The organism is Xanthomonas sp. LMC-A-07 (assembly GCF_030208825.1).
Taxonomy (GTDB): Bacteria; Pseudomonadota; Gammaproteobacteria; order Xanthomonadales; family Xanthomonadaceae; genus Xanthomonas; species Xanthomonas campestris.
Genome location: NZ_JARVTF010000031.1, coordinates 1 through 24,255, shown reverse-complemented (window position 1 = coordinate 24,255; position 24,255 = coordinate 1). Strand labels below are relative to the sequence as shown.

Here is a 24,255-nt window from a genome sequence, read left to right as displayed (position 1 = left end):
GGCTCAGTTCAGCGACGCCGCGATCAGGTCGCCCGGAGCGGTGTCCGGCTGGCGCGGCACGATGTGGTGAGGGCGCGCGGTGCGCACGCGACGGACAGTGCCCAGGTCAAGGCTCGAGCATTGCATAGAGAAGATGGCTGTGACGCTCGTACCGCCTTTCCCAGGCGCGGCGGCGACTGTAGCCGGGCCTGAGAAAACCTCCCGGATTGCGTCCTTTATGGCCCAGACAACACGTGAATATTGTGCGTTGATCTTCTCGGCAAGTGGATCAGAGCACTGTGCTTCTACTTCGTTGTAAATATGGTTGAGCTTCACCGAGTGACCGAACGGCGCCCTCAGAAAGTCATAGAAGATGTAGCCATTTCCGATGTTCTGGCCTGTGATGGCGCCTTGTGATGACCCTTTGCTTTTCACGAAGTCCGATGTTTCAAAATATTGCATAAGGGCCGAGTTGAACATAAAGAATTTGCTCGGGTCAGTCATCGATCCGCTCATCTTCATGGCAGAGCGTCAGTAAAAATACAGGCAGGTATCCCAGCGATCCGGGGTGTGATGGCGCAGGCCGATCCTGTAATCCGGGTTCAGAGATAGGGCAAAATCGCTTAAATCCAGCAGGTCGGCCGCCCTGTGATAGGCGGAGATCGCCATCTTTGGCTTGCACTGAACAATCGCACTCTGCGCGCCTTTCAGTGCCGAAAGTTCCGATCCCTCTATGTCCATTTTGATGAAGGTGGGTGCATCATCGATGACATCGTCGATGCAGCATATGTCGATCATGTCTGCCGGTTCGCAAGCCTCACTCGAAGGCTTGACGAAGCCGCCGTGGCCGCCCTCGTGGTTGAATGGAACTCTGCCTTGTGTCTCGCCTACGCCGCAGCCGTGCAAACTGATTCTGGACGCGAGCGGTGTGCCTTCGTAGCGACGTAATACGTTCTGAAGTGTGCCGATGTTAATCCGATCGGGCTCAATCAACCACGAGCGCGAGAATTGACCTTTGGTGACACCAATCAGGCCTGCAAGCGACTCGCCGATTGATGCGCCGCAATCAACCATCTTTTCCCCGCTGCCAAATTGAAGCAGGCCGGAGCGGAAGTACAAGGTGCTGTAGGGGCGTTCGATTTCGTGGTAGTACTCGGGGTCGCAGGTGAGGTGGAAGTTGAGGACAGAGAACAGGGTTTGTGCCGAGTAGGCATCGGAAAAGCGTTTTGCCAGGCGCTGAAACCTGGAAACGTTGCGCACAATTTCCAGTCCCCAGTCGTCTACCCGGAAATCTACACGCCCCTGCAGACTGAAAGCGCGAACGGCCTGTTCAAAGTTGATATGAGCAATCTCATGCTGCCTACAGATATGGTCAAAAAATCGCTTGGGTCCATCATATCGACAGGTGTTGAGGGCGATGATGTCGCCAGACTTAGCGAGTTCGATGAACTTGTCCGTCGAGATGATGGGGGTGCCGTAATACAGCGCACCGGAGTGATAGCGGAAGTCGTCCACCGAAGCGACCACATTGCAGTGGCGGTCCTGCTTCAGGTTCAGCAAGTGCGCGCCGAACCCCCGGGTCCCTAAGACGATCACCTTGACTTCGTCGCCAAATTTGGCAATGAGGTCGCGAACGTCATCGGGAATACCGAACATCGAATCACCAGTCAGGCCCTCGGCGGCGACCTGAAACGTTTCTTCCACTGCCTGCGGGTCGATGTTTAGTTTGAACTGGCTAGCGCTTTGCATGATTGGTCCCTGGCTTAGGTTCCATAAGCATGGATTGGATTGTCGTACCGAGCGTCGAAGTAGGTCTTGGCAGGCACATCTTCGCGGTAGACACGCGGCCAGCCAAGTTCGCAGCTTCGTCCCACCTTGACGCCCCCGCGCACGATGGCGCCGGTCCGCAGGATGCTGTTGGCGCCGATCTCGACGCCCGCGCCGATTTGCACACCATTTTCTATCCAGCATGACGATTTGACGCGGCATGCCGGTCCAAGGTGCGCGCCGGCATGGATGACGGTGTTGTAGTCGATCCTGCAACCATGTCCGACGACAGCATGGGCACCCACGAATGCGTTGAGCCCGATGACCGTGTCAGCGCCGATGGCGGCGCTGGAATGGATGAAGGGCTCCAGCTTGAAGCCACGCTCCATCGCTACTTGCATCAGCTCCATGCGCTTGAAGTTGCCGAGGCGTTCATCGAACGCAACGAACATGGCCCCGTCGGTCGGATTTAGTCCATCCAGCACACCAAGATCGAATTCGTGTTCTGCGTCTTGTGGCACGTCGATCCTGATGACCGTCTCGTCCTGACGCGCCTGCTTCCAGGCGTGAAAGGCCAGGTCAAGGTATTCGCTGCGGCCGATGATCCACCTAGATTTCATGTTCGGTCTCCATCAGCGTCGTGTACCAGCGTTCGACCAGACGACTCATGGATTCATAGGCGCCCTGGGTGGGCAGGGGAGCGTCTGTGTGCAATGCCGCCTGCACCCGCTCCATGATTGCCACGTCTTCGCCCACTACCACCTTGCTGCCGTGCATCTGTGCCAGTAGCACTTGGCTGGAAGAACCATAAGGCTGTTTCTTGCGTGCGCTAAACCAATAGATTTCCAGATCGGTCCGGTCCGGTGCGACAGGCACGTGGTTTTCCAGCGTGAAGGAATAGCCGCCGTTGGCGCTGGCGATATGCAAATTCGGGAAGGCCAGCCAGTTAAAGTAGGCGTCGTGCTTGCCCCAGCGCTCCGTTTTTTCGTGCCAGCCTAATTGCTTAAGCTTGGGGATGGGCGCCTCAGCCCCACCGTAGCTGAAGCGACGCATTTCGCACCTCAAGGCTTCGGCCGATGTGCCCTGCAAGGCTTGCATGGATTCCTCGGCTTGCTCCTCGTTTACCTGGGGAACGAAGCTGACGCTCTTGGCAAGGGTCTTGGGGTGAACGAACGGCGCATGGTTCGCGTCGCGCAGGTTCTCATAGGCCAGCTTCCAGTTGTAGCGGCCTTGCCAGGTAGTCACCATGACCTCAGTGTCATAGGCGTTGGAACTACTTTCCAGCAATGCGATGAAGTCTGTCGAAAACTGCTCCTCGATTGGCATTGGTTTGGGATCGAGGTTGACGAACAGCAGGTTTCCCACCTCACGCAAGGCGAACTCCCGCAATTGCAGGCCGCGCTTTTCCTCCTCGTCGAAGCCGTAGACCGCCGCGCACTCGGGGATGTTCTCAACCCGGCCATCGGCGTCGTACTTCCATGCATGATAAGGGCAGACCAGAGGGCGTTTTCCCACCGCGGCGGTCTGCAGCATCGCGTTGCGGTGCAGGCAGACGTTCTCGAACGCGCGCAGCTGGCCCTGGAAGTTCTGGATCAGCACCGGAATGCCAGCGAGCCTGCGGGTGATGAAGCAGTTGTTGTCGGGCACAAGCGTCTTCAGGCCGGCAAACAGCCAGACCTTGCGGAAGATCTTGCGCTGTTCGCGTGCGAAGATGTCCGTGGACAGGTAGTAGCTGGGGTGCATTCGCGATCGCATCGGCGCGGTTTCCTCAGGAATTCTTGTGATAGATGACCCGGGCCGGGTTGCCGAACACGCTGGCGCCCGCTGGCACGTCCTTCACCACGACCGCACCGGCGCCGACCACTGCGCCGTCGCCGATGTGGATGCCGGGTAGGATGGTGGCGTGCGGGTGCACGATGGCGCGCTCACCGATCCGCGCGCCGCCGCCGACGAAGGTCATCGCCCCGATCTGTGCGTAGTCACCGACATGGACGTCGTGCCCGAGCATGGTATTGGCATGCACATTGGCGAAATCGCCCAACCACACATCGGGGCTGAGCTGTACGCGATGGCACAGGAAGCAGCCCTGGCCGATGCGCACGCGCGGGCTCAGGAAGGCGCCGGTGAGGATTGGGATGAAGTGCGCGCCTTGCGCCAGCAACGGCTGCGCATAGCGCTGGCGGGAATGCGGATCGCCGATCGCGCAGACGAAGCGTTCTTCGTCCTGCGGTTGATATGTGAGCGGGCTGCCGATGATGGCCAGATCGCAGCCCAGACCGTCCAGCATCTGCGGGCGCGTGTCGAGAAAGCCCACCGGACGCCACTGCGTTCCGCAAGCCGGATCGCCCTGCATCTGCGCCAGGACCTCACGACCCCATCCGCCAGCACCGATGATCAAGACCGGATGGGTCATAGGATGGAGCCGCCATCCATGACCAGACTGGTTCCGGTGACCCAGCGGCTGGCGTCCGCCAGCAAGTAGATCGCGGCGTTGGCTACGTCTTGCGGCTCGCCTAAGCCCAGCGGATGCCGCGCCTTCTGCGCTTCAAGCTGGTCGGCGCCCCACATCGGCGTGACCACAGCCGACGGGGAAATGCCGTTGACCCGGATCCTGCGCTTGGCCTGTTCCAGCGCCAGGCATTTGATGATGCCGATGAGACCGGCCTTCATTGCCGAATACGGCCCCACGCCGCGCGTGCCGAGGTGCGCGGCAGTGGAGAGCATGAGCACGATCGAGCCCTGCGGGGCGATGGCATTTGCCTGCAGCAAGCGCTGCGTCAGCATCACCGGAGCGAGAAAATTGACCGTGTACATCTCGGTCATCGCCGCTTCGGTCAGCTGCCGGATCGGGCAGTGCTTCTGCATGCCCGCACAGTGCACCACGCCATGTACCGTTGTACCCGCCGCAGCAGCCAGTGCCTCGCGATCGGCGGCATTGGTCAGGTCGCCGAGCACGCCGACATGGCCCGTGCCCTGCAACTGCGCCTGGGTCTGCGCGAGGCGGTCTGCGTCGCGGCCGGCGAGGATGATGCGGGCGCCTCGTTGCGCGCAGGCAATGGCGATCTGCCGGCCGAGACCCGAGGACGCTCCCGTCACCAGGATCGTCTTGCCCTCGAGCGAAAACGCCTTGCGTGCCGGCGTGTTCATGCGTAGATGTCCATGGGTACGGTAAGGCCGCCATCCACGACGAAATAGTTGCGCGTGATCCAGCGGCTCGCATCTGCCAGCAGGAATGTGGCGGCATAGGCGACATCCTCCGGCTCGCCCATGCCGAGCGGTGTCAGGTCGAACAGTCCCTCCATGTTGCCGCCGCTGCCCTGCAGGCCGTCCAGCAACGGCGTGCGTACGTAGCCCGGAGCGATACAGTTGGCACGGATGCCGTTCTTGGCGACTTCTTGCCCCAGCGATCTCACCATGCCGAGCAGGGCGCTCTTGCTGGCTGCGTACGCGCTGCTGGCCATCGGCCCGATGTGCGAAGCGACTGACGCGACGAACACCAGCGAGCCGTTTGCGGCGATGCGCTTCTTTGCCAGCAGGCCGCGTGTCAGCAGCATCGGTGCGAATGTATTGCTGGAGAAGATGTCGTCCAGATGCGCCCGATTGACCAAGCGCAGCGGCACCAGCCGGGAGATCCCGGCCGCGTGCGCCATCCCGTCCAACACGCCGACCTCGGCAACAAGACGATCGATGTCTTCCTGCCGGTCCAGGTCTGCCGCGATTGCCATGTGGCCCTCACCCGGCAACGCCGCCAGAGTTGACGCCAGTCGCGCGCGGTCGCGCCCGCTGATTGCCAACTGGGCACCCAGTTCGGCGCAGGAAATAGCGATCTGGCGGCCGATGCCCGAGGAGGCGCCAGTGACAAGGATGCGCTTGCCTTCGAGAGAGAAGGGATCTGAAGCGATGCTCACGATTCGACGAGATCTGGAAAGACGGCTTCTTCGATATCGAGCAGACAGGTGCCCCACGACAGGCCAATGCCGAAGCCACACAGCAGCACGCGCTTGCGCCCTGATTCCAGTTCCTTGTTGATGCGCGCGGTCATGGTCACCGGCAGCGAGGCGCCGCTGGTGTTGCCGAAATCGCGCAGCGTGGAAGGCACCTTTTCCACTGGGAGGCCAAGCTTCTTGCGGATGGTTTCGTTGATCATCCGATTGGCCTGGTGGAACACGAAATAGTCGACTTTGTCCTTGGATGCGCCGGCATACTCGAGCAACTTTTGCACGGCTGGCGGGATACGTTGGGTCGAGAAGCTGAGCACCGCCACGCCATCGAGGATCAGGTCCACTCCACGACGCCACGGACCATTGGGCTCTTCGCGAAACGGGATCAGGTGCTGCACTGCCACCGGTTCGCGTTGCCCGCCTACCGGCAGGATGATCGCTTTGTAGCCACTGCCATCGCTGTTGAGGTCGAAGTACATCGGGGGGGCGTCGGCGCTGAATTCCAGTGCAGTTGCGGTCCCGGAGTCGGAAAAGATCGGGTCTTCCAGCGTCGCACTGCGGTCGCCGACCAGCAGCAGGCCTTTCTTGACGCCGCCGGCGGCGATCATCGAGCCGAGCAGGTTGATGCCGAACGGGTAGGCCGAGCAGCCCAGGTTGACGTCGAAGGCCACCGTCGCATGCGTCAGGCCCAGACGATCCTGCAGGATGATCGCGGTGGCCGGGATCGGGTAATCCGGCGACTGCGTCACTACGATCAGGGCGTCAATCTCCTCACGCTTCCACTGCAGTTTTTCCAGCAGGACTTCTGTCGCGTCGAAGGCCATGTCGGAGAAACACTGCCACTCCGACGCCATGCGCCGCGTCTCGATGCCGATATTGCGCACCAGCCGCTCACGCTCGGAGCGGATCTGCGGGCGGCAGTCGGTGAGGTTGGACACGACGCGCTTCGGGACGCAGGTCGCCATGCCGGCAAAGCGTACGTTGTGCAGCGTGGAAGTGGGCATCTCAGGCCTCGGTCAGGTTGTAGAGGTCACCGACGGTGACCACATTGGCCAGATCCTCGCCGGTAATGGTCTTGCCGTACTCCATATCGAACATGACGATCACGCCCAGCGCAGCCAGCGAATCCCATTCCGGCAGATCGCGCAGCACGGTGTCCACCGTGACTTCGACCGGTTCCTGGAAGTCGGTGGCAGAAAGAAAATTCTCGATAAATGTTGCGTGGCTCATGCGGTCTCGCCTGGTTGTCTGTTGAAGATACGAAAGTCTGGAACCGGCAGGCATCCAGTGTGGCTCATGTGCGGTGTTGGGCGGCAATCAGGTCTGCGATGGTATCGACCTGGTCGCTGTGCAGGCCAGGGAAGATCGGCAGGCACAGCACCTGGTCGGCGACCGAGCGTGCCACCGGTAGCCACGCGGGCGCCGCGGAGGGCAGGGCACGGTACATCGGGAAGTCGCTGATCAACGGGTAAAAATAGCGCCGCACCAGAATGCGGTGTTCGCGCAGCACCTGGTACAAGGCATCGCGCGAGAGCGGGTAGTCGTCCTGCACCAACACCGGGAAATACGCGTGATTGGCGCTGGAATGCGCAGGGCGCGCGACGCAGCGGATACCGCGTACGTTGTCCAGCCGTTGCCGATACTGCGCATCGATCTGGGCGCGCTGCGCGATCGCCTGGTCTACGTGCTTGAGCTGCAGCAGGCCAAAGGCCGCGCTCACCTCGTTCATTTTGCCGTTGATGCCGGGCGCAACGACGGTGGTTTCGTCGACGAAGCCAAAATTCTTCAGATGCCCGATGCGCTGGTAGGTGCGTTCGTCCGGGCACACGATCGCGCCGCCTTCGAAGGTGTTGAACACCTTGGTGGCGTGGAAGCTCAGCACGCTCAGATCGCCGTGGCGCAGGATCGAGCCACCGCTGTCGCGTACACCGAAGGCATGCGCCGCGTCGTAGATCACCTTGAGGTTGTAGATGTCGGCGATGCGGGTGATCGCAGTGGTATCGCAAGCGGTGCCGTAGCAATGCACCGGCATGATCGCGGTGGTGTTCGGGGTGATGGCCGCCTCGATCTTGGACGGGTCCATGTTGAGCGTCACCGGGTCGATATCCACGAACACCGGGGTGATGCCTTTCCACAGCAGCGAGTGACAGGTGGCCACGAACGAGTAGGGCGTGGTGATGACTTCGCCGGTGATGCGCAAGGCCTGCAGCGCGGTGATCAACGCGGTGGTGCCGTTGGTCAGCAGCGCCAGGTGTGGCACCCCCAGGTACTCGCACAGCGCCTGCTCGAGCGCGCGGTGCATCTCACCGCCGTTGCTGAGGATGCGGCTGGACCAGATCTGCTCCAGGTAGGGCAGAAATTCTTCCAGCGGCGGCAGCAACGGACTGGTGACGGGAATAGTCATCAACGACCCTGTTGGTGGATGTCGGGATTCCGACGCAGCGGCGTGGCCGCCTGCGGTTGATCCAGGTGAAGCAAGCGTCATGCCACCACGCGGAACCGGCTCCCCCCGGGTCCGCTCAGTTCGCCAGCTCGGTCTGCTCGCGGTCGATGCCGTACTTGCGCAGCTTCTCCACCAAGGTGGTGCGGCGCAGGCCGAGCAGTTGCGCGGCGTGGGCGACCACGCCTTGGGTGCGTTCCAGTGCCTCGTTGATCAAGGCCAGCTCGATGTTGGCCATATGGCCGCGCAGGTCGATGCCATCGTCGGGCAGGCTGGAGGCTGTCAACGGTTCGGCATCGGCGTGCGCGGTGGCCGGCTGCAGGGTGACCACGTTGCTCGGCAAGGCGGCAACCTCGCCATGTGGCGCAACCAACGCCGGCTCCGGCGGCAGTTCCACCGGGATCGACGAAGCGAAGTCACCGCGATAACGCGCCGGCAGGTCCTGCACCCGCACCAGCCCACCGGGATGCAGCACCGCCAGGCGCTCCACCAGGTTGGTCAGTTCGCGCACATTGCCCGGCCAGTCGTAGCTGCGCAGCGCCTGCAGGGCTTCATCGGCAAAGCGCACTTCGCCGCGGCCGGTGCGGGCCAGCTGCCCGGCAATGGTCTGCACCAGGATCGCCAGGTCGTCCACGCGTTCGCGCAGCGCCGGCATCTCGATCGGGAACACGTTGAGGCGGTAGAACAGGTCCTCGCGGAACTGGCCGTCGCTGATGCGGGTTTCCAGATTGCGGTGAGTCGCGGCGATCACGCGCACGTTGCAGCGGATGGTCTGCCCGCCGCCCACGCGCTCGAAGCTGCGCTCCTGCAGCACACGCAGCAGCTTGACCTGCATCGGCAGGCTCATGTCGCCGATTTCGTCCAGCAGCAGCGTACCGCCTTCGGCCATTTCGAAGCGGCCTTTGCGGGTGGTCAGCGCGCCGGTGAAGGCGCCTTTTTCGTGGCCGAACAATTCGCTTTCCAGCAGGTCCGGCGGGATCGCGCCGCAGTTGATGGCCACGAACGGCCCGTCGCGCCGCGGCGAATGCTGGTGGATGGCGCGTGCCACCACTTCCTTGCCGGTGCCCGATTCGCCCAGCACCAGCACGGTGGTGTCGAACGCGGCCACCTGGTCGATGAGGCGGCGCAGGCGGGTGACCGCCTCGCTGTTGCCGGTCGGGCCGGTGTCTTGCTGCACGCCGGCCTGGTGTTCGGCGTCCAGGCGTTTGAGGCTGGCACGGCGCAGCAGCGCCTCCAGCTGCGCATGCCGCAGCGGCGTGTCCAGCGCCCACACGTTGGCCTCATGCAGGCCATGCGCCTGCGCAAACGCCGACGGGCTGCCTTCCATCAGCAGCACCGGCGGCGGTAGCTTGGCGTCGGCCAGCCAGTCGAAGAACTTGTCGGCCTGCGCAGCATCCTGCGCCGAGCCCACCATCACTGCCATCCACTCGTCGTGGCGGTGGCGGCCAGGATTGATGTCGGCGCCGTCGGTGACCCAGCGCGGGTTGAAGTCCATGAACTCGAGCAACGACACCGTGCGCTCGGCGCGCACTGCATCGCTGTCGATTAACAGAATGCGGGACTCACTCATTCCTGGCTCCTTCCGTCAGGCCCTCCAGGATTGGCATGACTTCCTGGATATAGGACAGCTTGCTGACAAAATTGTCAGCACCCGCGCGAAGAGCATGTTCACGATGCTCTGCATCGTCGAAGTGGCTCGCGATGACAATATACGGCGGATCGTCCTGCGTCTTGATCAGACGGGTGGCCTGTAGCCCTCCCATCTCGGGCATGGCCAGGTCCATCAGCACGACATTGGGGCGCAGCGACTCAGAGCGCTCGATCGCTTCCAGTCCATTGGCGGCACTGCCCACGATATTGAGCCACTCCACTTTGCGAAAATGACGCATCGCAGCGTTGATGAAGCCCTCGTGGTCGTCGACCAGCAGCACGGTGAGTTTGCTCATAGTAGTCCTTATCCCGCCCTGGCAAGCAGCGGTTTGGTGGTGCGGCGGCGCTCGCGAGCCGGGGCGATATCGAGTTGTTCGCGGTACTTGGCCACGGTCCGTCGCGCAATATTAACGCCCTGGCGCGACAACAGCCCGGCGATGGCTTCGTCGGCCAGCGGGCGTCCGGCCGGTTCGCTTTCGATCAGGCGACGCACCATGGCCTTGACGGCCTGGCCGGAGACGCTGGCGCCTTCCAGCCGCACGGCGAAGAAATGCTTCAGTTCGAAGGTGCCGCGCGGGGTCTGGATGTATTTGCCAGTGGTAATACGGGAGATCGTCGACTCGTGCATGCCGATCTCGTCGGCGATCTCCTTGAGGGTCAGTGGCGCCATGGCTTCTTCGCCGCGGGCCAGGAAGGCGGCCTGGCGCTCGACGATGGCGCGGGTCGCCCGCAGCAGGGTCTCGTAGCGCATCGACAGGCCGCGGGTCAGCCAGCGGGCTTCCTGCAGCATGTCGCGCAGCGGCTGGGCGGCGTCGCCGGCTTCGGCCAGGGCGCGTTCGTGCACCGGATTGATGCTCACCCGGTGGGTGGTGGCCGGATTCAGCGCCACCCGCCAGCTGCCATCGGCGTGCCAGGCCAGCACGTCCGGGATCACGCTGGCGTTGGTTTCCTGCAACAGGTCATCGCCAGGGCGCGGCTGCAGCGACAGGATCAGCCGCACGGCTTCGCGCACATCGTCCACATCGGCATCGTGGGCGCGTGCCAGCAGTGCGTAGTCGTGGCCGGCCAGCAGGTCCAGATCGCCGGCCAGGATGCGGCCGGCCAGGTGGCGCGCAGGCACGCGGCCGGGCAGGGCGGCCAGCTGCGCCTGCAGGCATTCGCGCAGATCGCAGGCTGCCAGCCCGGCCGGGTCGCCGTGTAACAGCCGCTGGCGGATCGTCTCGGCCGCATCCACGCTGATGCCCAAGCGGGTGGCGGCTAGTTGCTGCAGGGTGGGCAGAGCTTCGGTCAGGTAGCCGGCGTCGTCGGTCTGTTCCAGCCAGAACGCGGCGGTGCCGAGGTCGGTTTCGTCCAGGTCCAGTGCCAGCTCGCGCAGGATGCGCACATGCGGGTCGGTGGATTCCCCGGCGGCCACGCGCTGCATGCGGTCGTCGTCTTCGCCGTTCCAGCTGCTGCTCTGCACATCCCACATGGTGCTTTCGGGCAACTCGTCGAAGGCGGCCATGTCGGTGGCGCCATCCTCGGCGCTGGGAGCCTCGTCGCTGCTGTCGGCCAGCTCTTCCAATTCCAGTAGTGGATTGGTTTCCAGGGCGCGACGGATCTCCAGTTCCAGCTGCATGCCGTCCAGTTGCAACAGACGGATCGACTGCAACAGCTGCGGGGTGAGGTGCAGTTGTTGGCCCAGCTGGGCAGTGATGGTCGTCTTCATGGAGGCGCTTTCCGGAAGGCGCCGCAAGCGTGCGGCGATGGAATGCATCTTGCAGGACACAGTGACGGGTTTCGAATCAGGGAGTCAGGTGAGGTTGCTCATGATTTTCCTGACACCAGGTGGGGAATTCCCCTACAGCTAGTGCGAGCTCAAGCGTGCCCGCCGGAATTCCGTCACTGTTTTGTGGCAGCGGCCGCATTGCGCGGCCCTGCCCGGCTGGATCGGCTAGACCAGCTCGTTGTGATGCTTGGCGGCCAGCAGCACCAGATCATTGGCGCGGCGGCACCCCAGCGATTCCATCATGCGGGCGCGGTGGGTTTCCACGGTCTTGACGCTGATGCCGAGGTCGGCGGCGATTTCCTTGTTGCTCTGGCCGCGGCCGATCTCGCGCAGGATCTCGCGCTGACGGGGTGACAGCGCGGCGATGCCGACCGGTTTTTCGCGGCCCAGCATCGGCGCGATCATCTTCGAAGAGATCTGCGGGCTCAGGAACACCTGGCCGGCGGCGGCGGCGCGCAAGGCCAGCTCCAGTTCCAGCGGGGCGGCGTCCTTGACCACGAAGCCGACCGCGCCGCGATCGAGCGCATCGCGCACGTGCACCGGGTCGTCGTGCATGGACATCATCACCACATGGGTGCGCGGCGCGGCGCGCAGCACATCGGTCATGGCATCCAGGCCGCTGCGGCCGGGCAGGGACAGGTCCATCAGCACCAGGTCTGGCCGGTGCAGGGAGGTCATGTCCAGGGCTTGTTGCGCATTGCTCGCTTCGCCGACCACATCGATGCCGGAAAAGGTCTGCAGCAGCCTCGACAGGCCAGCGCGAACAAGGGTGTGATCGTCGACGATGATGACTCGCACGGCGGAGAAGAGACCTTTTTTTGTAAAGGGCACCTTAGCCGACGCGGCGCCTGAGCGCCAACCATCGGTTCAGCGCTGGCGACGGGCATCGGCGATCTGACGGCGATGCAAACGAAACAGATGACGTTCCAGGGCGTCCTGCAGACCGGTCCCCAGTGGGGCAAAGCGTAACCATAGCCAGTGCTGTTGACCATCGCTTGCGCTCGCCAGGACCTCGGCAGGCAGTTGTAACAATTCAGGAAGCCAGTCCGACGGCTGCAGCAGAACGCTGCCAATCGTACCGGGCGGGTGCGCGTGCGGGCTGGTCAGACGGATGCCGCGCACCGACCAATGCACCGTGCCCAGCGCCAGGCGCGTGTCGCTCTGGCGGACCAGGCGGCCGATCAGGGCCAGGATGAGGTCGAGTTTGGCGTCCATGCGCTGCACCAGCAGCGGCAGCTCGCCGCGCTCCTCGCTGCTGTCTTCGCTGCGCAGGTCTTCGACCTGGCCGAGGCTGCGCAACAGGGTTTCGGCAGTGGCCTGTGAACCGGGGTCGGCCGTGACGTGGAAGCCGGCCGGCAGGCGCAGCTCGCAGCTGAGCGTGTCGGCGAACAGCTCGGTATCGGCCGCCGGTGCGAGCGTGCCGAGCGTGGACATCAGATGCGTCCGACGCGTGCGTAGGCGCGGCTGGCTGTGGCCGAGGTGCGCTGCGCGCGGATCAGCTCCAGCAACTTGCGCTGGCGCTCGCGCATCATCCGCACCAGCTCCTGCTGCATGGCCTGCAGCGCTTGCACCGCATCGCGGTCCTGCGCCACATCGGCGTGCTTGCAGTATTCCTGCACGTGCAGGTCGTGGACATCGAGCATGTGCGGCATCACCTCGAACTCCTCGCGCGACATCGCGATGCGGATCTCGGACACTTCGTCTTGAAGGCTTTGCACACTATGCATGGGAGGACTCACGAGGCGGCAGCGATGCCGCGTTGATCGAGGGGGATGGAGTTCCACGCCGAGTCGATTTCGCTGAGCAGATCCAGCGCTTCGGTCAACGCGGTCTCGTCGTTGTGCAGATTGGCCGCGGTCAGGCGCTGGATCACGTAGTCGTACAGGGCCGACAGGTTACCAGCGATCTCACCGCCGGCTTCGTGATCGAGCGAGCCGTTGAGATGGCCGACGATTGCGCAGGCTTCGCCAATGGCCTTGCCCTTGCGCGCCTGGTCGCCCTGCACCAGGCAGGCCTGGGCCAGACGAATGCGTTGGCAGGCACCGGCAAACAGCAGCGACACCAACTTGTGCGGGTCGGCTTCGGTCACGCTGGTGGACACGCCGACCTTGCGGTATTGCTCGGCGTACTGACGATTGGAACCGTACATGGATGACTCCCTCAATTGGCTGGCCTTCGCTGGTCCCGGAGCTGGGAGCTCCTGCGACAACGCTCCTGCCAGAAGGCAAGGCCGATATCACGATAGGTACTTCTTTTATCGGCAAGACCAAGGCGTGACTTGAGGACGTGCATCACATCATTTGATCGCGAGCAGGCTGCTGAGCGAACCGGTGGCGCCCTGCATCTTGCTGATCATGGTTTCCATCGCGGTGAACTGCGCGGTGTAGCGGTCGGTGAGCTTTTCCATGCGCGCATCGAGGTTGTCCAGATCCGCCTCGAAGCCCTTGATCTGCTTGTTCAAGCTGTCCGAACGCAGGGTCAGGGTGCCGTTATTGACGTTGACGTTGGCGTCCAGCAGCTTGGTCAGGCCGCTGCCGAACTTGCTGTCCTTGCCCAATGCCTCGGCGGCCGCGCCACCATCGGCGGCGATGGCGGTGTCGAACTTGCCACCGTCGAAGCTCATCACGCCATCCTTGTCGATGGTCAGGCCTAGCGCCTTGAGCTCGCTGATGCTGCCGCTGACCTGGCCGCGCAACTGCTGCTGCAGGCCGCGCACCAGCGAGTCGCCGGTCAGCGCCGAGGCGGTGCGGGTTTCGGCGTTGTAGCTGCTGCTGTTCTTGAGCAAGGTGTTGGCGGTGTTGTAGGCCGCCGCAAATGCGGTGAGGTTGCCCTTCAGGCCGCTGGTGTCGGCAGTGACGCCCAGGGTGACCTTGGTGCCTTCGGCGGCCTTGGTCAGGTTGAGCACCACGCCCGGCACGATGTCGGTGACGGTATTGGAACTGGAGGTGCGCTCGAAGCCGTCCACGCGCACCAGCGCGTCGGCGGCGGCCACCTGCTGGGTCAGCCCGCCGGTGACGCCGGCACCAAAGGTCAGCGCGCTCAGGCTGGGATCGCTGGCACTGACGGTCAATGCGCCCTTGGTGCCGGTGTCGGCGGCGTTGAACACCAGGTGCTGGCCATCGTTGGCAGTCACCACGCTGGCAGTGACGCCCTTGCCGCCGGCCGCCTTGTTGATGGCTGCGGCGATGTCGGTGAGCTTGTCGGTGCCGCTGATGTCAACGGTGATGCTTTTGTCGCCGTAGCCAATGGTCAGCGTGCCGCTGCCAACGGTGGCATCGGCGGTGAATGCGCCGGAGGCCAGTTTCTGCGCGCTGGCCAGCGACACCACTTCCACCGAGTAGTTACCCGGCGCCGCAGAGCTGGTGGTGGTGGCGGTAAAGCCGGCATCGGTCGGGACGCTGGCCTTGTAGGCATTGGTGTCGGCACTGCTGACCACCTTGTCCAGCGCAGACTTGAGCGTGGTCATGCTGCTCTTGATCTGGCTGATCGCCGATAGCTGCGTGGTGGCGGCGGTGCCGGCCTTGTTGATGCGTGCCTGTTCCGGATCCTTCTGACGGGACACCAGGGTGGACACCACGGTGGGGATATCCAGCCCGGAGCTGGACGTACTGATCACCGATGCCATGTTGCATTCCTCGTCTGGGCATCCGGAAGGCGGATGCATGGGATTACGAGACGGGTATCGGCCGCATCCGGGAGGACTTGAGCGGCGTCGACGGGTCTGGTTGACCCGAGAACAGATGCAACTTCCATGCCTGGCGCGTCGGTCGTCTGGCGTCAAGAAACCCGCGCCCACAAAAAAGCCCCTCCGGAGAGGGGCTTTAGCGTTGCTGTGACGCTGCCGGTTACTGCAGCAGGCTCAGCACGTTCTGCGGAACCGACTTGGCCTGGGCCAGCATCGCGGTACCGGCCTGCTGCAGGATCTGCGTGCGGGTCAGTTCGGCGGTTTCCTTGGCGTAGTCGGTGTCGCGGATACGGCTACGCGAGGCCGACAGGTTTTCCGAGGTTGCGCTCAGGTTGGCAATGGTGGAGGTGAAGCGGTTCTGCACCGCACCCATGTCGGCGCGCGAGGAGTTGACCGCGGTCAGCGCCTTGTCGACGATTTCCAGGGCCTTCTGTGAGCCAGAGAACGTGGAGATATCCAGGCTGCTCAGGGTCGAAGCGGTGGAGCCGGATGCAGCCGAAGCGGTGGTGAGACCGGCGCCGACAGTGATGCCAGCAGCGCTGGAGGTACCGGCCGACAGCGAGGTGAAGTCCTGGCCAGCCTTCAGCGATTCGATCTGCATGGTGCCGTCGGCCTTGATCGAGGCGTACATGCCGGTCTGGTCCAGCTTGTCGTTGATCGCCGCAGCAACCTTCTTGTTGACATCGGCAGCGGTGTCGCCGGCGCCGACCTTGACGTCAGCGATGGTGACGCTCTTGGCCGAACCGGTCGAATCGTTGAACGACAGGCTGATGCCGGTGACCGAACCAGATGCAGTGGCGGTGCCGGTGACGCCAGCGCCGGAGACGGCGGCAGCGAAGTTGGCCTTGCCCAGCGAATCGACATTGGCGTCGACGATGCTGTTGATGCCGATGGTCTGGCCGGCGTCGGCACCGACCTGGAACAGCGCGCCGGAGAAGTCGCCGTTCAACAGCTTGGTGCCGTTGAAGTTGGTCTGGTTGGCAACGCGGTCGATTTCGGCGGTCAGCTGCTTGACTTCGGAGTTCAGCGCGTCACGGTCGCTCGCCGAGTTGGTGGCGTTGGACGACTGCACCGACAGCTCGCGGATACGCTGCAGGTTGCTGCCGATTTCGACCATCGCGCCTTCAGCGGTCTGGGCCAGCGAGATGCCGTCGTTGGCGTTGCGCGAGGCAACGTCCAGGCCGCGGATCTGCGTGGTGAAGCGCTCGGAGATCGCCAGACCTGCGGCGTCGTCCTTGGCGCTGTTGATGCGCAGACCCGAGGACAGACGCTGAATGCTCGTCTGCATGCTCGCGCTGCTGGTGTTGAGGTTACGCTGAGCGTTCAGCGACATTACGTTGGTGTTGATTACCTGTGCCATTTTGATATCTCCTCTAAGCGATTTTTCCGGCAAGGGGGCTTGCCTGGAGCCTCCGCAGGGGGGCCATCAAGTTGGCCGTTGCCGCTGCTGAGATGAATAACGGCGATGCTGTGGGAACCTTTAGCGCATTTCAGTATTTTTTTTCTATTTCTTGCTTGAAGGCGCAACGCGCGCAGCGTTGTGTATCAAGGGGTTCGGTTTATTCGGCAGCAACTGCAAGATCTTTAGCGTTGGTATAAATGCACCCGCGATAAACTACGTTGCCTTCGCACATTGCTCGGTGCGAAGGGGCAGGAAATCACGGGTTTTTGCGCGCAATCAGCGGATCAGATTGAACAGCGAAGACGACTGCATCTGCTGAAAGATCGTTTGCGCGGCCTGCAAGGAGGCGCGCTCAAGTTCGTACTGCCCAATGGCCGAGGCGTAGTCCAGATCGCGGATCGACGACAAGGTGGTCTTGAGCGTGACTTCGTTGGATTCGAGCAAGGAATTGGCGTTGTCGATCGCCGACAACTGCGCGCCGCCAGAGGCGCGCGCATCGATCATCTTGGAAGAAGCCTGCGCGATGTCGCGCATGGACGACTGCAGCGTGTTGATCATGGCCGCCTTCTGGGTCGGCGTCTGCGTATCGGAATTCAGCGCTGCCACCATGTCGTCGATGGTGGAGAACACGTCCTTGCTGCCGGAGGCGCCGATCTGGAAACTGTCGCCCACCGCCGGCGCGCCGCTGATGCGCATGCGCACCCCGGCAGCATTGATGTCTTCGCCATCCTTATAGGTACCGGTGCTCACCAACGCGTTGGTGCTGTCGCGCACCTCGTAGGTGTCGGCGGCGGTGAACTGCACGCTATAGCTGCCACCGTTCCAGCTACCGGAGCTGGCGTCGCGGCTGAAATCCAGCAGCAGCCCGGTCCCGGTATTGGTGGCATTGGCGTGCGCATCCACGCTGCCGTCGCCGGTGCGGATGCGCATGAAGATTTCGCTGCCGGGCAGGGTGTCGCTGACGAAGGTGTCTGGCGCCACTTCCACCTGCTTCTGGGTCTGGTCGCCGTTGTAGAGCACGTTGCCGTTGCTCTTGATGAAAGGCGCATTGCCATCGGAGGTGCCGGCGAACAGGTAGCGGCCGGTGCCGTCGGTGCTGTTGGCCAGGCTCACCATGCTGTCGCGCAAGGCGGTCAGTTCCGAGGCGATCGCTTTACGGTCGTCCGGGCTGAGCGAGGAGTTATTGGACTGCACCGCCAGTTCGGTGACGCGCGCCATTTTGTCGCCGGCCTGCGCCAGGGCGTTTTCCTGCAGCCCGAGCCGGTTCTGCACGTTGTTGGCGTTTTCGCCGAAGCGGGTGATTGCCGCCAATGCGCGGTCCAGGCCGACCGCAGTGCCTGCGGCAACCGGATCGTCCTTGGCAGTGACCAGGCGCTGCCCGCTGGAAAGCTGGGCTTCCAATTGGTTCAGTCGCGACTGCTTGGCCGTCATCGACGACACCGACTGGCTGTACATCATGCTGGTGGAGATACGGTTGGTCATCAGCGTACGGCGCCCAGGATCGCTTGGAAGATGGTGTCGGCGGTGGAGATCATCTGTGCGGCGGCCTGGTAGGCCTGCTGCAGTTTCAGCATGTCGGCGGCTTCCTCGTCGAGGTTGACGCCGGAAATGGAATCGCGGCTGGCCTGCGCCTGGTCGTTGATGACCTCCTGCGCATCGGCCGCGTAGTTGGCGGCGCGTGCGGCCGAGCCCACCGAGGTGGTCAGGCCGGACAGCGCGCCATTGAGTGTGACCGTGCCGCCATTGAGCGCCTTGGCGTCTTCCACCTTGGCCAGCAGTTTGGCGTTGCCGTTATCGCTGGAGCCGGCGCCCATCGGGCCGACGCCGAAGGTGTCGCCGGCCTTGGGCGCGCCATCCAGCGCGAAGCTCCAGCCGTTGGCGCTGATGGTCTGGCCGGGCGTGTAGGCGAACGGGCCGGTGCCATCGATGGTGTACTGGTTGGCGTCGATGAACTCCACCGACGACGGTGTCAGCAGCGCGGGGTTCTGCGCATTGGTGACCTTGACGTCGCTGATCTTGCCGGTGCCCAGGTTGGCGATGGTCGCAGTGGCTTTCACCGGTGTGGCCGCGGCAATGCGCGAGGGGTCGGTGATCGCCACTGACAGGCTGCCCGCCAGGCCGGCGGTGGGTTGCAGCAGGAATTTGTCGCCGTTGGCCGGCGCACCACCGACCACCATGCTCACGCCGTTGACCACCAATGGATCGGCAGCGGTGCCGGTGCCGGTCAGCGGTACGGTGGAGCCGGTATCGGTACGGGTGGCCTTCCAGCTGCCGGCATCGAAGCTCAGGGTGACGTTCTGCCCGTCCACCGCGCCCAGATTGCTGAAGCTGGCGGTGAGGGCTGCGGTGCCGGTGTTCTTCGGGTTGGCGGCGGTGGTGGGCGAGCCGATGTTGAAGAAATTGCCGCCCAGCGCGCCGTACAGGTCCATGCCCTGGCTGTGCGCGGTGTTGAAGCTGCTGGCCATGCCCACGGCCAGCCGGCCAAGTTCGGCCTGGGTGGGCTCGAGCACGTTGCTGCGAAATTCCAGCAGGCCGCCGATCTGCCCGCCCAGCGAGCTGGGGCTGAGGCTGACGTTCTGCCCCTGGGTCTGCATCGCCACCTGCAGCTTGGTCGGCTGATACGGGTCGGCCACCGTGGTCAGCTTGGCCGCGGTGGTCCCCACCACCAGCGCCTGGCCGCCAGCGGTAAAGACATTCATGAAACCGCCGTCCTGGATCACCGCGGTACCGCCGGTGTAGCCAACCAGCTTGGACACCAGCGCATCGCGCTGATCCAGCAGGTCGGCCGAGGCGTTGTCGATGCTGTTGCCGATGGTGCCGTTGATCTTGGCGATCTGCTGCGTCAGCCGATTGACTTCATCCACCGACGACGTCAGGCCGCTGTTGACTTCATTGCTCAGGCTGTCCATCTGCCCGTTGAGCTGCTTGAAGCGCGTGGCCAGGCTGTTGCCGCTGTCGAGCATGCTCTGCCGCTCGGCGGTGGAGGAGGCGTTGGACGACAGTGCGCTGGCCGAGTCGAAGAAGTTGGACCACAGCCCGGCCACGTTGGTAGCCGTATTGGAGTACAGGCTGTCCACGCGGTTGGACAACGACGACAGCTGCTGCAGGCGCGAAAGTTCGCCGCCACTGTCGAGCAGCCGCGAGATGGCCAGCTGGTCGGCCACGCGGCCCACATCGCTGATCTTGGCGCCATTGCCCACGAACGCGTAGCCCATGTCGGTGGGCGTGCGCGTTGCAAATTCCACACGTTGGCGGCTGTAGCCTTCCGTATTGATGTTGGCGACGTTATGGCTAACGGTCGACAACGCCCGTTGGAAGGCGATCAGCGCGCTGGTCCCGGTGGACATGATGGACATGGGCGATTACCTCAGCGACGAATGGTGCCTAGCCCAACGGGCTCGGCGGTACTGGCATAGCGGTTGGACAGATCGGCCGCCGCGTTGCCAATCGCGGCCACCGCACGGTCGATGGTCGGACCGTTGGCGATCGCCGCGATCTTGGCTGCGTAGCCCGGATCGGTGGCGTACCCGGCCTGTTGCAAGCCGCGTGCAAAACCCTTGATGTCGGTGCCAGCCTGCAGCGCCGTCTGGTAACGGCTGTTGTTTTTCAGCAGGCGCACGTAGTCGGCAAAGCTCTCTTCGGCCGAGCCGTAGGCGCGGAAATCCGCGGTTTCTGTGGTTTTGACGCCGTTGACGTATTCGTGGGTGCCGGTGGTGACCTTGGCGCCGTTCCAGCCGGTGGCCTTGATGCCAAACAGGTTGTTGGAATCGCCGCCATTGCCGATGCCGCGACGGCCCCAGCCGGTTTCCAGCGCGGCCTGCGCCACCAGCGCACGCGGGTCCACGCCGAGTTCGCGGGCGGCCTTTTGTGCATGCGTCCAGATCTTGGCGACAAAGCCTTCCGGTGTGCGCTCGCCCAGGCTGGCGGCGGCGCTGGAAGCGGCGGTGGCATTCACTGCGGCGTTGGCGTCGGCCGCATCGGTGGCGGTGACATCGCTCCAGCGGTCGTTGGCCGAGGGCCAGCTCAGCGCGGCCGCGTCATCGCCGCCTGCTTCGCCACCGGTACGCCCGGCAATCAGATCCAGCACCTGGCTCATGCCAATGCCGGTGAGGCCGCCTGCGCCGATACCTGCAGCGGTGCCGACCGCTGCGCCGAGGCTCGCACCGACGCTGGTTGCAGCGCCGTCACGGGCGGGCAGCGGCAACGACGCGTCGCGCTTGCCGGCCACCAGCGCATAGGCCTTGGCGGCATCGGCAGTGCTCAGCGAAGTGTTCAAGGCCGGGCCGCCGGTGTCGCCACTTAGCTGCTTGGAGATCATTGCCGATAGACCAAGCCCCTTGCCGTCGGTCAACGCCTTGGCCATCTGCTGGTCGTACATCTCACGGAACATCTGGTTTTCACCCGGAAACATCGGGTCGCCGGAGCTCGCATCGCGCATGCTCTTGACCAGCATCTGCGCGAACTGGCCTTCGAGCTGACGTGAGACCTTGTCGATCTTTGCAGGATCGGCCTTGGTGCTCGGGTTGAGATCAATGGGCGATGCAGAGATACGCATGTCAGATCACCTCTAGCTCCGCCGTCAGCGCGCCAGCCTGCTTCAGAGCTTCGAGAATGGCGACCAGGTCGCCGGGAGCCGCACCCACCTCGTTGACCGCGCGAACGATCTGGTCGAGCGTGGTGCCGCCTTCGAACTTGAACATGCGGCTACCTTCGGAGGTGGCCGTGATGGTGGACTGCGGGGTGACCGCGGTGCGGCCGCCGCTGAAGGCGCCCGGCTGGCTGACATTGGTGTTTTCACTGATGGTCACGGTGAGCGAGCCATGCGCGATCGCCGCCGGCATCACCCGCACCAGCTGGCCGATCACCACCGTGCCGGTGCGTGCATTGACCACCACCTTGGCCGGCGCATCGCCGGGCGAGAGTTCGACGTTTTCCAGGCGCGCCAGCAAGCCGATGCGGGCGCTGGGGTCGGTCGGTGAGCGCACCGAGACGGTGACGCCATCCACCGCACGCGCGGTACCGGCGCCGAAGCTGTTGTCGATCGCCGCCACCATGCGCGAGACCGTGGTGAAGTCGTTCTGGTGCAGGTTCAAGGTGATCTCGCCGCTGCCGGCGAACACGTCCGGCAGCGCGCGTTCCACCGTGGCGCCGTTCGGAATGCGGCCGACGCTGGGAATATTGACCGACACCCGCGAGCCGTCCTTGCCCTGGGCGCCGAAGCCGCCCACCACCAGGTTGCCCTGGGCCATGGCATAGACCTGGCCGTCGGCGCCCTTCAGTGGCGCCATCAGCAGCGAGCCGCCACGCAGCGACACCGCATTGGCGATCGAAGAGACGGTGATGTCGATCGGCTGGCCGGGCTTGGCGAACGGCGGCAGCTCAGCGTGGATGGCCACGGCCGCGACGTTTTTCAGCTGTGGGTTGACGTTCGCCGGAACATTGACGCCCAGCTCGCCGAGCAGGTTTTTCAGGCTCTGCACGGTGAAGGGCGCCTGGCTGGTGCGGTCGCCGCTGCCATCCAGGCCAACCACCAGGCCGTAACCGACCAGCGCGTTACCGCGCACGCCGCCGACCTGGGCGAGATCCTTGATGCGTTCGGCCGATGCCGGTGCGGCGATCGCGCACAGCGCGGCAGCGGCAGCGAGCAGACGGAAGGGCAGGGAAGACAGATTCATGGTCGCAGGCTCAGTAGGGCGACAGACGGGAATTGAAGAAGCGGCTCAGCCAGCCCATCGCGTTGGACTGCGCGATCGCGCCGCGGCCGCCGTAGGCGATGCGGGCATCGGCCACCTTGCTCGACGGCACGCTGTTGTCCGGGGCGATGTCGGCGGCGCGTACGATGCCTTGCACCTGCACCAGCTCATCGCCCTGGGTCAGGCGCAGATTCTTCTGGCCCTGGATCACCAGATTGCCGTTGGGCAGGCGCTGCATCACGGTGACGGTCACGCTGCCCTGCATGCGGTTGCTCTGCGCGGTATTGCCCTTGCCATCGAAGCTGCGGTCGCCGCTGGTGGAGTTACGCAGCACGTCGATGCCGTTGACGGTGAGCGGCACACCCAGCAGGGTCGGCGTGCTCATGTCCACGGTGTCGGCCTTGCTGATGCTGGTGTTGGCGGTGGACGAGGCGGTGGTGTTTTCCACCAGGTTCACCGTCAGCAGGTCGCCGACATCGCGTGCGCGGCGGTCGCCGTAGAGATTCAGGCTCGGGCCGGCAGCGTAGATCGCACCGGCGGTGGGCTGCGCGACCGGCGCAACCACCGGCACGATCGGCGCCAGTTCGGCAAACGGCCGCACGTCGCCGGCTGCCACGCAGCCACCCAGCAGCGCGCTGCAGGCGATGGCGAGGCACAGGGAGGAAAGAGAGGGCAGGCGGGACATGGCGTGAGTTCCTGAGAGGGCGACGAGCGGCGAGCCGATCAGACGTTGTTGTTCAAGTAACCGAGCATCGAGTCGGTGGTGGAGATGGCCTTGGCGTTCATTTCGTAGGCGCGCTGCGTCTCGATCATGCTCACCAGCTCTTCCACCGTATTGACGTTGCTGCCTTCCAGCGCGCCCTGCACGGTGGTGCCCAGGCCGTTGAGGCCGGGGGTGCCATTCTGCGCGGGGCCGGAAGCGGTGGTTTCGACGAACAGGTTCTCGCCCTTGGCCTGCAGGCCCGAGGGGTTGATGAAGTCGGTCAGCGTCAACGCGCCGATTTCCTGCGCGGCGGCCTGGCCGGCCAGGGTCACGCTGATGGTGCCGTCGTTGCCGATGGTCAGCGACTGCGCGCCTTCCGGCACCTGGATGCCCGGCTGCAGCGGGTAGCCACTGTTGGTGACGACTTCGCCCTGCGCGTTGATCTGGAAGGTGCCGTCGCGGGTGTAGGCCGAGGTACCGTCGGGCATCTGCACTTCGAAGAAGCCGCGGCCGTTGACCATCACGTCGAGCGCGCGGCCGGTCTGCTGCTGACTGCCCTGGTCGAAGCCCTTGAAGGTGGAGACCACGCGCACACCGGTACCCAGTTGCAGGCCGGTCGGCAGCTGCGTCTGCGCGGAGGTGGAACCACCCGGCGCACGCACCTGTTGATACAGCAGGTCTTCAAACGCGGCACGGTCGCGCTTGAAGCCGGTGGTATTGGTATTGGCCAGGTTGTTGGAAATGACCGACATGCGCGTCTGCTGCGCATCCAGTCCGGTTTTGGCGACCCACAAAGCCTGATTCATGACCCGATTCCTCGTTAGACCCGGGGATGTGTTCCGGGCACGGCTGGGTATATGCACGTGCTGTGCCAAAGCCGCGCCGGATTTCTGCCGGCTGTGCGGTAGGTCACGCGGGGTGGGCGCGGCGGCCTGCGCAGGGCAGGGCGGGCGGCGGCTAAGCGGCGGCTAACCGGAGGCGGTGGAAACCTGCGCGGCAGATCAGGCGCGGTAGATCGGTTTCCGGTCAGCGATGTGGTCGACAACGTGTGAACCCTTGGCGCTGCGTGCGGAAGGGTGCCTGGGATTGGCCGGCTGGCATTGCGACACAATCAACAGCCTGGGTGGTTGAGCGCGTGGTGCCGTCAAAAGCCTGGTAGGTCGAGCGTGCGGTGCCCTCACCGCTTGCGGGACACGCCGCAAGTACGTCCATGTAGGCTCGGTGGCG

General features: G+C 64.0%; 25 protein-coding genes. All 25 read right to left on the bottom strand.

Features of this window, described 5'->3' with window-relative positions:
• Positions 1-3: 3 nt before the first annotated feature.
• Complete coding sequence (locus QRM89_RS21305; protein WP_147424126.1) at positions 4-483, bottom strand: hypothetical protein; 480 nt, start codon at positions 481-483, stop codon at positions 4-6.
• Between the two features lie 27 nt (positions 484-510).
• The gene (locus QRM89_RS21300; RefSeq protein WP_114998349.1) at positions 511-1,728 is read right to left on the bottom strand and encodes an FkbM family methyltransferase; all 1,218 of its coding nucleotides are present in this window, start codon (positions 1,726-1,728) and stop codon (positions 511-513) included.
• Positions 1,729-1,742: 14 nt separating this feature from the next.
• Positions 1,743-2,366: a UDP-3-O-(3-hydroxymyristoyl)glucosamine N-acyltransferase gene (locus tag QRM89_RS21295; protein WP_114998351.1), complete on the bottom strand. Its 624-nt coding sequence runs from the start codon at positions 2,364-2,366 to the stop codon at positions 1,743-1,745.
• A complete protein-coding gene (locus tag QRM89_RS21290; RefSeq protein ID WP_285449113.1) occupies positions 2,356-3,501 on the bottom strand; it encodes an aromatic ring-hydroxylating dioxygenase subunit alpha in 1,146 nt (381 codons plus the stop codon). Before QRM89_RS21290 ends, QRM89_RS21295 begins: the two co-directional genes overlap by 11 nt.
• A 13-nt stretch (positions 3,502-3,514) precedes the next feature.
• A complete protein-coding gene (locus tag QRM89_RS21285) occupies positions 3,515-4,159 on the bottom strand; it encodes a NeuD/PglB/VioB family sugar acetyltransferase (protein WP_115577005.1) in 645 nt (214 codons plus the stop codon).
• Positions 4,156-4,893 carry an SDR family oxidoreductase gene (locus QRM89_RS21280; protein ID WP_285449110.1) on the bottom strand — a complete coding sequence of 246 codons (738 nt, stop codon included), beginning with the start codon at positions 4,891-4,893 and terminating at the stop codon, positions 4,156-4,158. The genes QRM89_RS21285 and QRM89_RS21280 overlap by 4 nt, the downstream gene beginning before the upstream one ends.
• Complete coding sequence (locus tag QRM89_RS21275) at positions 4,890-5,654, bottom strand: SDR family oxidoreductase (RefSeq protein ID WP_115577007.1); 765 nt, start codon at positions 5,652-5,654, stop codon at positions 4,890-4,892. Before QRM89_RS21275 ends, QRM89_RS21280 begins: the two co-directional genes overlap by 4 nt.
• Positions 5,651-6,691: a ketoacyl-ACP synthase III gene (locus tag QRM89_RS21270; protein ID WP_115577008.1), complete on the bottom strand. Its 1,041-nt coding sequence runs from the start codon at positions 6,689-6,691 to the stop codon at positions 5,651-5,653. Before QRM89_RS21270 ends, QRM89_RS21275 begins: the two co-directional genes overlap by 4 nt.
• A gap of 1 nt (position 6,692) precedes the next feature.
• Complete coding sequence (locus QRM89_RS21265; RefSeq protein WP_042599037.1) at positions 6,693-6,917, bottom strand: acyl carrier protein; 225 nt, start codon at positions 6,915-6,917, stop codon at positions 6,693-6,695.
• Between the two features lie 64 nt (positions 6,918-6,981).
• On the bottom strand, positions 6,982-8,091 hold the full coding sequence (locus tag QRM89_RS21260) for a DegT/DnrJ/EryC1/StrS family aminotransferase (RefSeq protein ID WP_285449105.1): 1,110 nt from the start codon (positions 8,089-8,091) through the stop codon (positions 6,982-6,984).
• 115 nt (positions 8,092-8,206) lie between these two features.
• Positions 8,207-9,697 carry a sigma-54 dependent transcriptional regulator gene (locus QRM89_RS21255; RefSeq protein ID WP_011037099.1) on the bottom strand — a complete coding sequence of 497 codons (1,491 nt, stop codon included), beginning with the start codon at positions 9,695-9,697 and terminating at the stop codon, positions 8,207-8,209.
• Complete coding sequence (locus QRM89_RS21250; protein WP_005997154.1) at positions 9,690-10,073, bottom strand: response regulator transcription factor; 384 nt, start codon at positions 10,071-10,073, stop codon at positions 9,690-9,692. The genes QRM89_RS21255 and QRM89_RS21250 overlap by 8 nt, the downstream gene beginning before the upstream one ends.
• Before the next feature lie 8 nt (positions 10,074-10,081).
• Positions 10,082-11,485: an RNA polymerase factor sigma-54 gene (gene rpoN, locus QRM89_RS21245; RefSeq protein WP_285449103.1), complete on the bottom strand. Its 1,404-nt coding sequence runs from the start codon at positions 11,483-11,485 to the stop codon at positions 10,082-10,084.
• A gap of 225 nt (positions 11,486-11,710) precedes the next feature.
• A complete protein-coding gene (locus QRM89_RS21240; protein ID WP_011037101.1) occupies positions 11,711-12,343 on the bottom strand; it encodes a response regulator transcription factor in 633 nt (210 codons plus the stop codon).
• 69 nt (positions 12,344-12,412) lie between these two features.
• On the bottom strand, positions 12,413-12,979 hold the full coding sequence (locus QRM89_RS21235) for a PilZ domain-containing protein (RefSeq protein WP_285449101.1): 567 nt from the start codon (positions 12,977-12,979) through the stop codon (positions 12,413-12,415).
• The gene (locus tag QRM89_RS21230) at positions 12,979-13,272 is read right to left on the bottom strand and encodes a hypothetical protein (protein WP_016945285.1); all 294 of its coding nucleotides are present in this window, start codon (positions 13,270-13,272) and stop codon (positions 12,979-12,981) included. The genes QRM89_RS21235 and QRM89_RS21230 overlap by 1 nt, the downstream gene beginning before the upstream one ends.
• A gap of 8 nt (positions 13,273-13,280) precedes the next feature.
• The gene (gene fliS, locus QRM89_RS21225) at positions 13,281-13,694 is read right to left on the bottom strand and encodes a flagellar export chaperone FliS (protein ID WP_076055390.1); all 414 of its coding nucleotides are present in this window, start codon (positions 13,692-13,694) and stop codon (positions 13,281-13,283) included.
• A 147-nt stretch (positions 13,695-13,841) separates the two neighbouring features.
• Positions 13,842-15,170 (bottom strand): flagellar filament capping protein FliD, encoded by a 1,329-nt coding sequence (gene fliD, locus QRM89_RS21220; RefSeq protein ID WP_042599039.1) that lies wholly within the window; start codon positions 15,168-15,170, stop codon positions 13,842-13,844.
• Between the two features lie 220 nt (positions 15,171-15,390).
• Positions 15,391-16,590: a flagellin gene (locus tag QRM89_RS21215; RefSeq protein WP_042599040.1), complete on the bottom strand. Its 1,200-nt coding sequence runs from the start codon at positions 16,588-16,590 to the stop codon at positions 15,391-15,393.
• 318 nt (positions 16,591-16,908) lie between these two features.
• Complete coding sequence (gene flgL, locus QRM89_RS21210) at positions 16,909-18,114, bottom strand: flagellar hook-associated protein FlgL (RefSeq protein WP_285449098.1); 1,206 nt, start codon at positions 18,112-18,114, stop codon at positions 16,909-16,911.
• Positions 18,114-19,988 (bottom strand): flagellar hook-associated protein FlgK, encoded by a 1,875-nt coding sequence (gene flgK / locus QRM89_RS21205; RefSeq protein ID WP_011037108.1) that lies wholly within the window; start codon positions 19,986-19,988, stop codon positions 18,114-18,116. The genes flgL and flgK overlap by 1 nt, the downstream gene beginning before the upstream one ends.
• An 11-nt stretch (positions 19,989-19,999) precedes the next feature.
• Positions 20,000-21,187, bottom strand: a complete 1,188-nt coding sequence (locus QRM89_RS21200) for a flagellar assembly peptidoglycan hydrolase FlgJ (protein WP_011037109.1) — start codon at positions 21,185-21,187, stop codon at positions 20,000-20,002.
• 1 nt (position 21,188) lies between these two features.
• Positions 21,189-22,307 (bottom strand): flagellar basal body P-ring protein FlgI, encoded by a 1,119-nt coding sequence (locus QRM89_RS21195; protein ID WP_114998377.1) that lies wholly within the window; start codon positions 22,305-22,307, stop codon positions 21,189-21,191.
• Between the two features lie 10 nt (positions 22,308-22,317).
• Positions 22,318-23,010 (bottom strand): flagellar basal body L-ring protein FlgH, encoded by a 693-nt coding sequence (gene flgH, locus QRM89_RS21190; RefSeq protein WP_011037111.1) that lies wholly within the window; start codon positions 23,008-23,010, stop codon positions 22,318-22,320.
• A gap of 38 nt (positions 23,011-23,048) precedes the next feature.
• Positions 23,049-23,834 carry a flagellar basal-body rod protein FlgG gene (gene flgG / locus QRM89_RS21185; protein WP_005994332.1) on the bottom strand — a complete coding sequence of 262 codons (786 nt, stop codon included), beginning with the start codon at positions 23,832-23,834 and terminating at the stop codon, positions 23,049-23,051.
• Between the last annotated feature and the right edge of the window lie 421 nt (positions 23,835-24,255).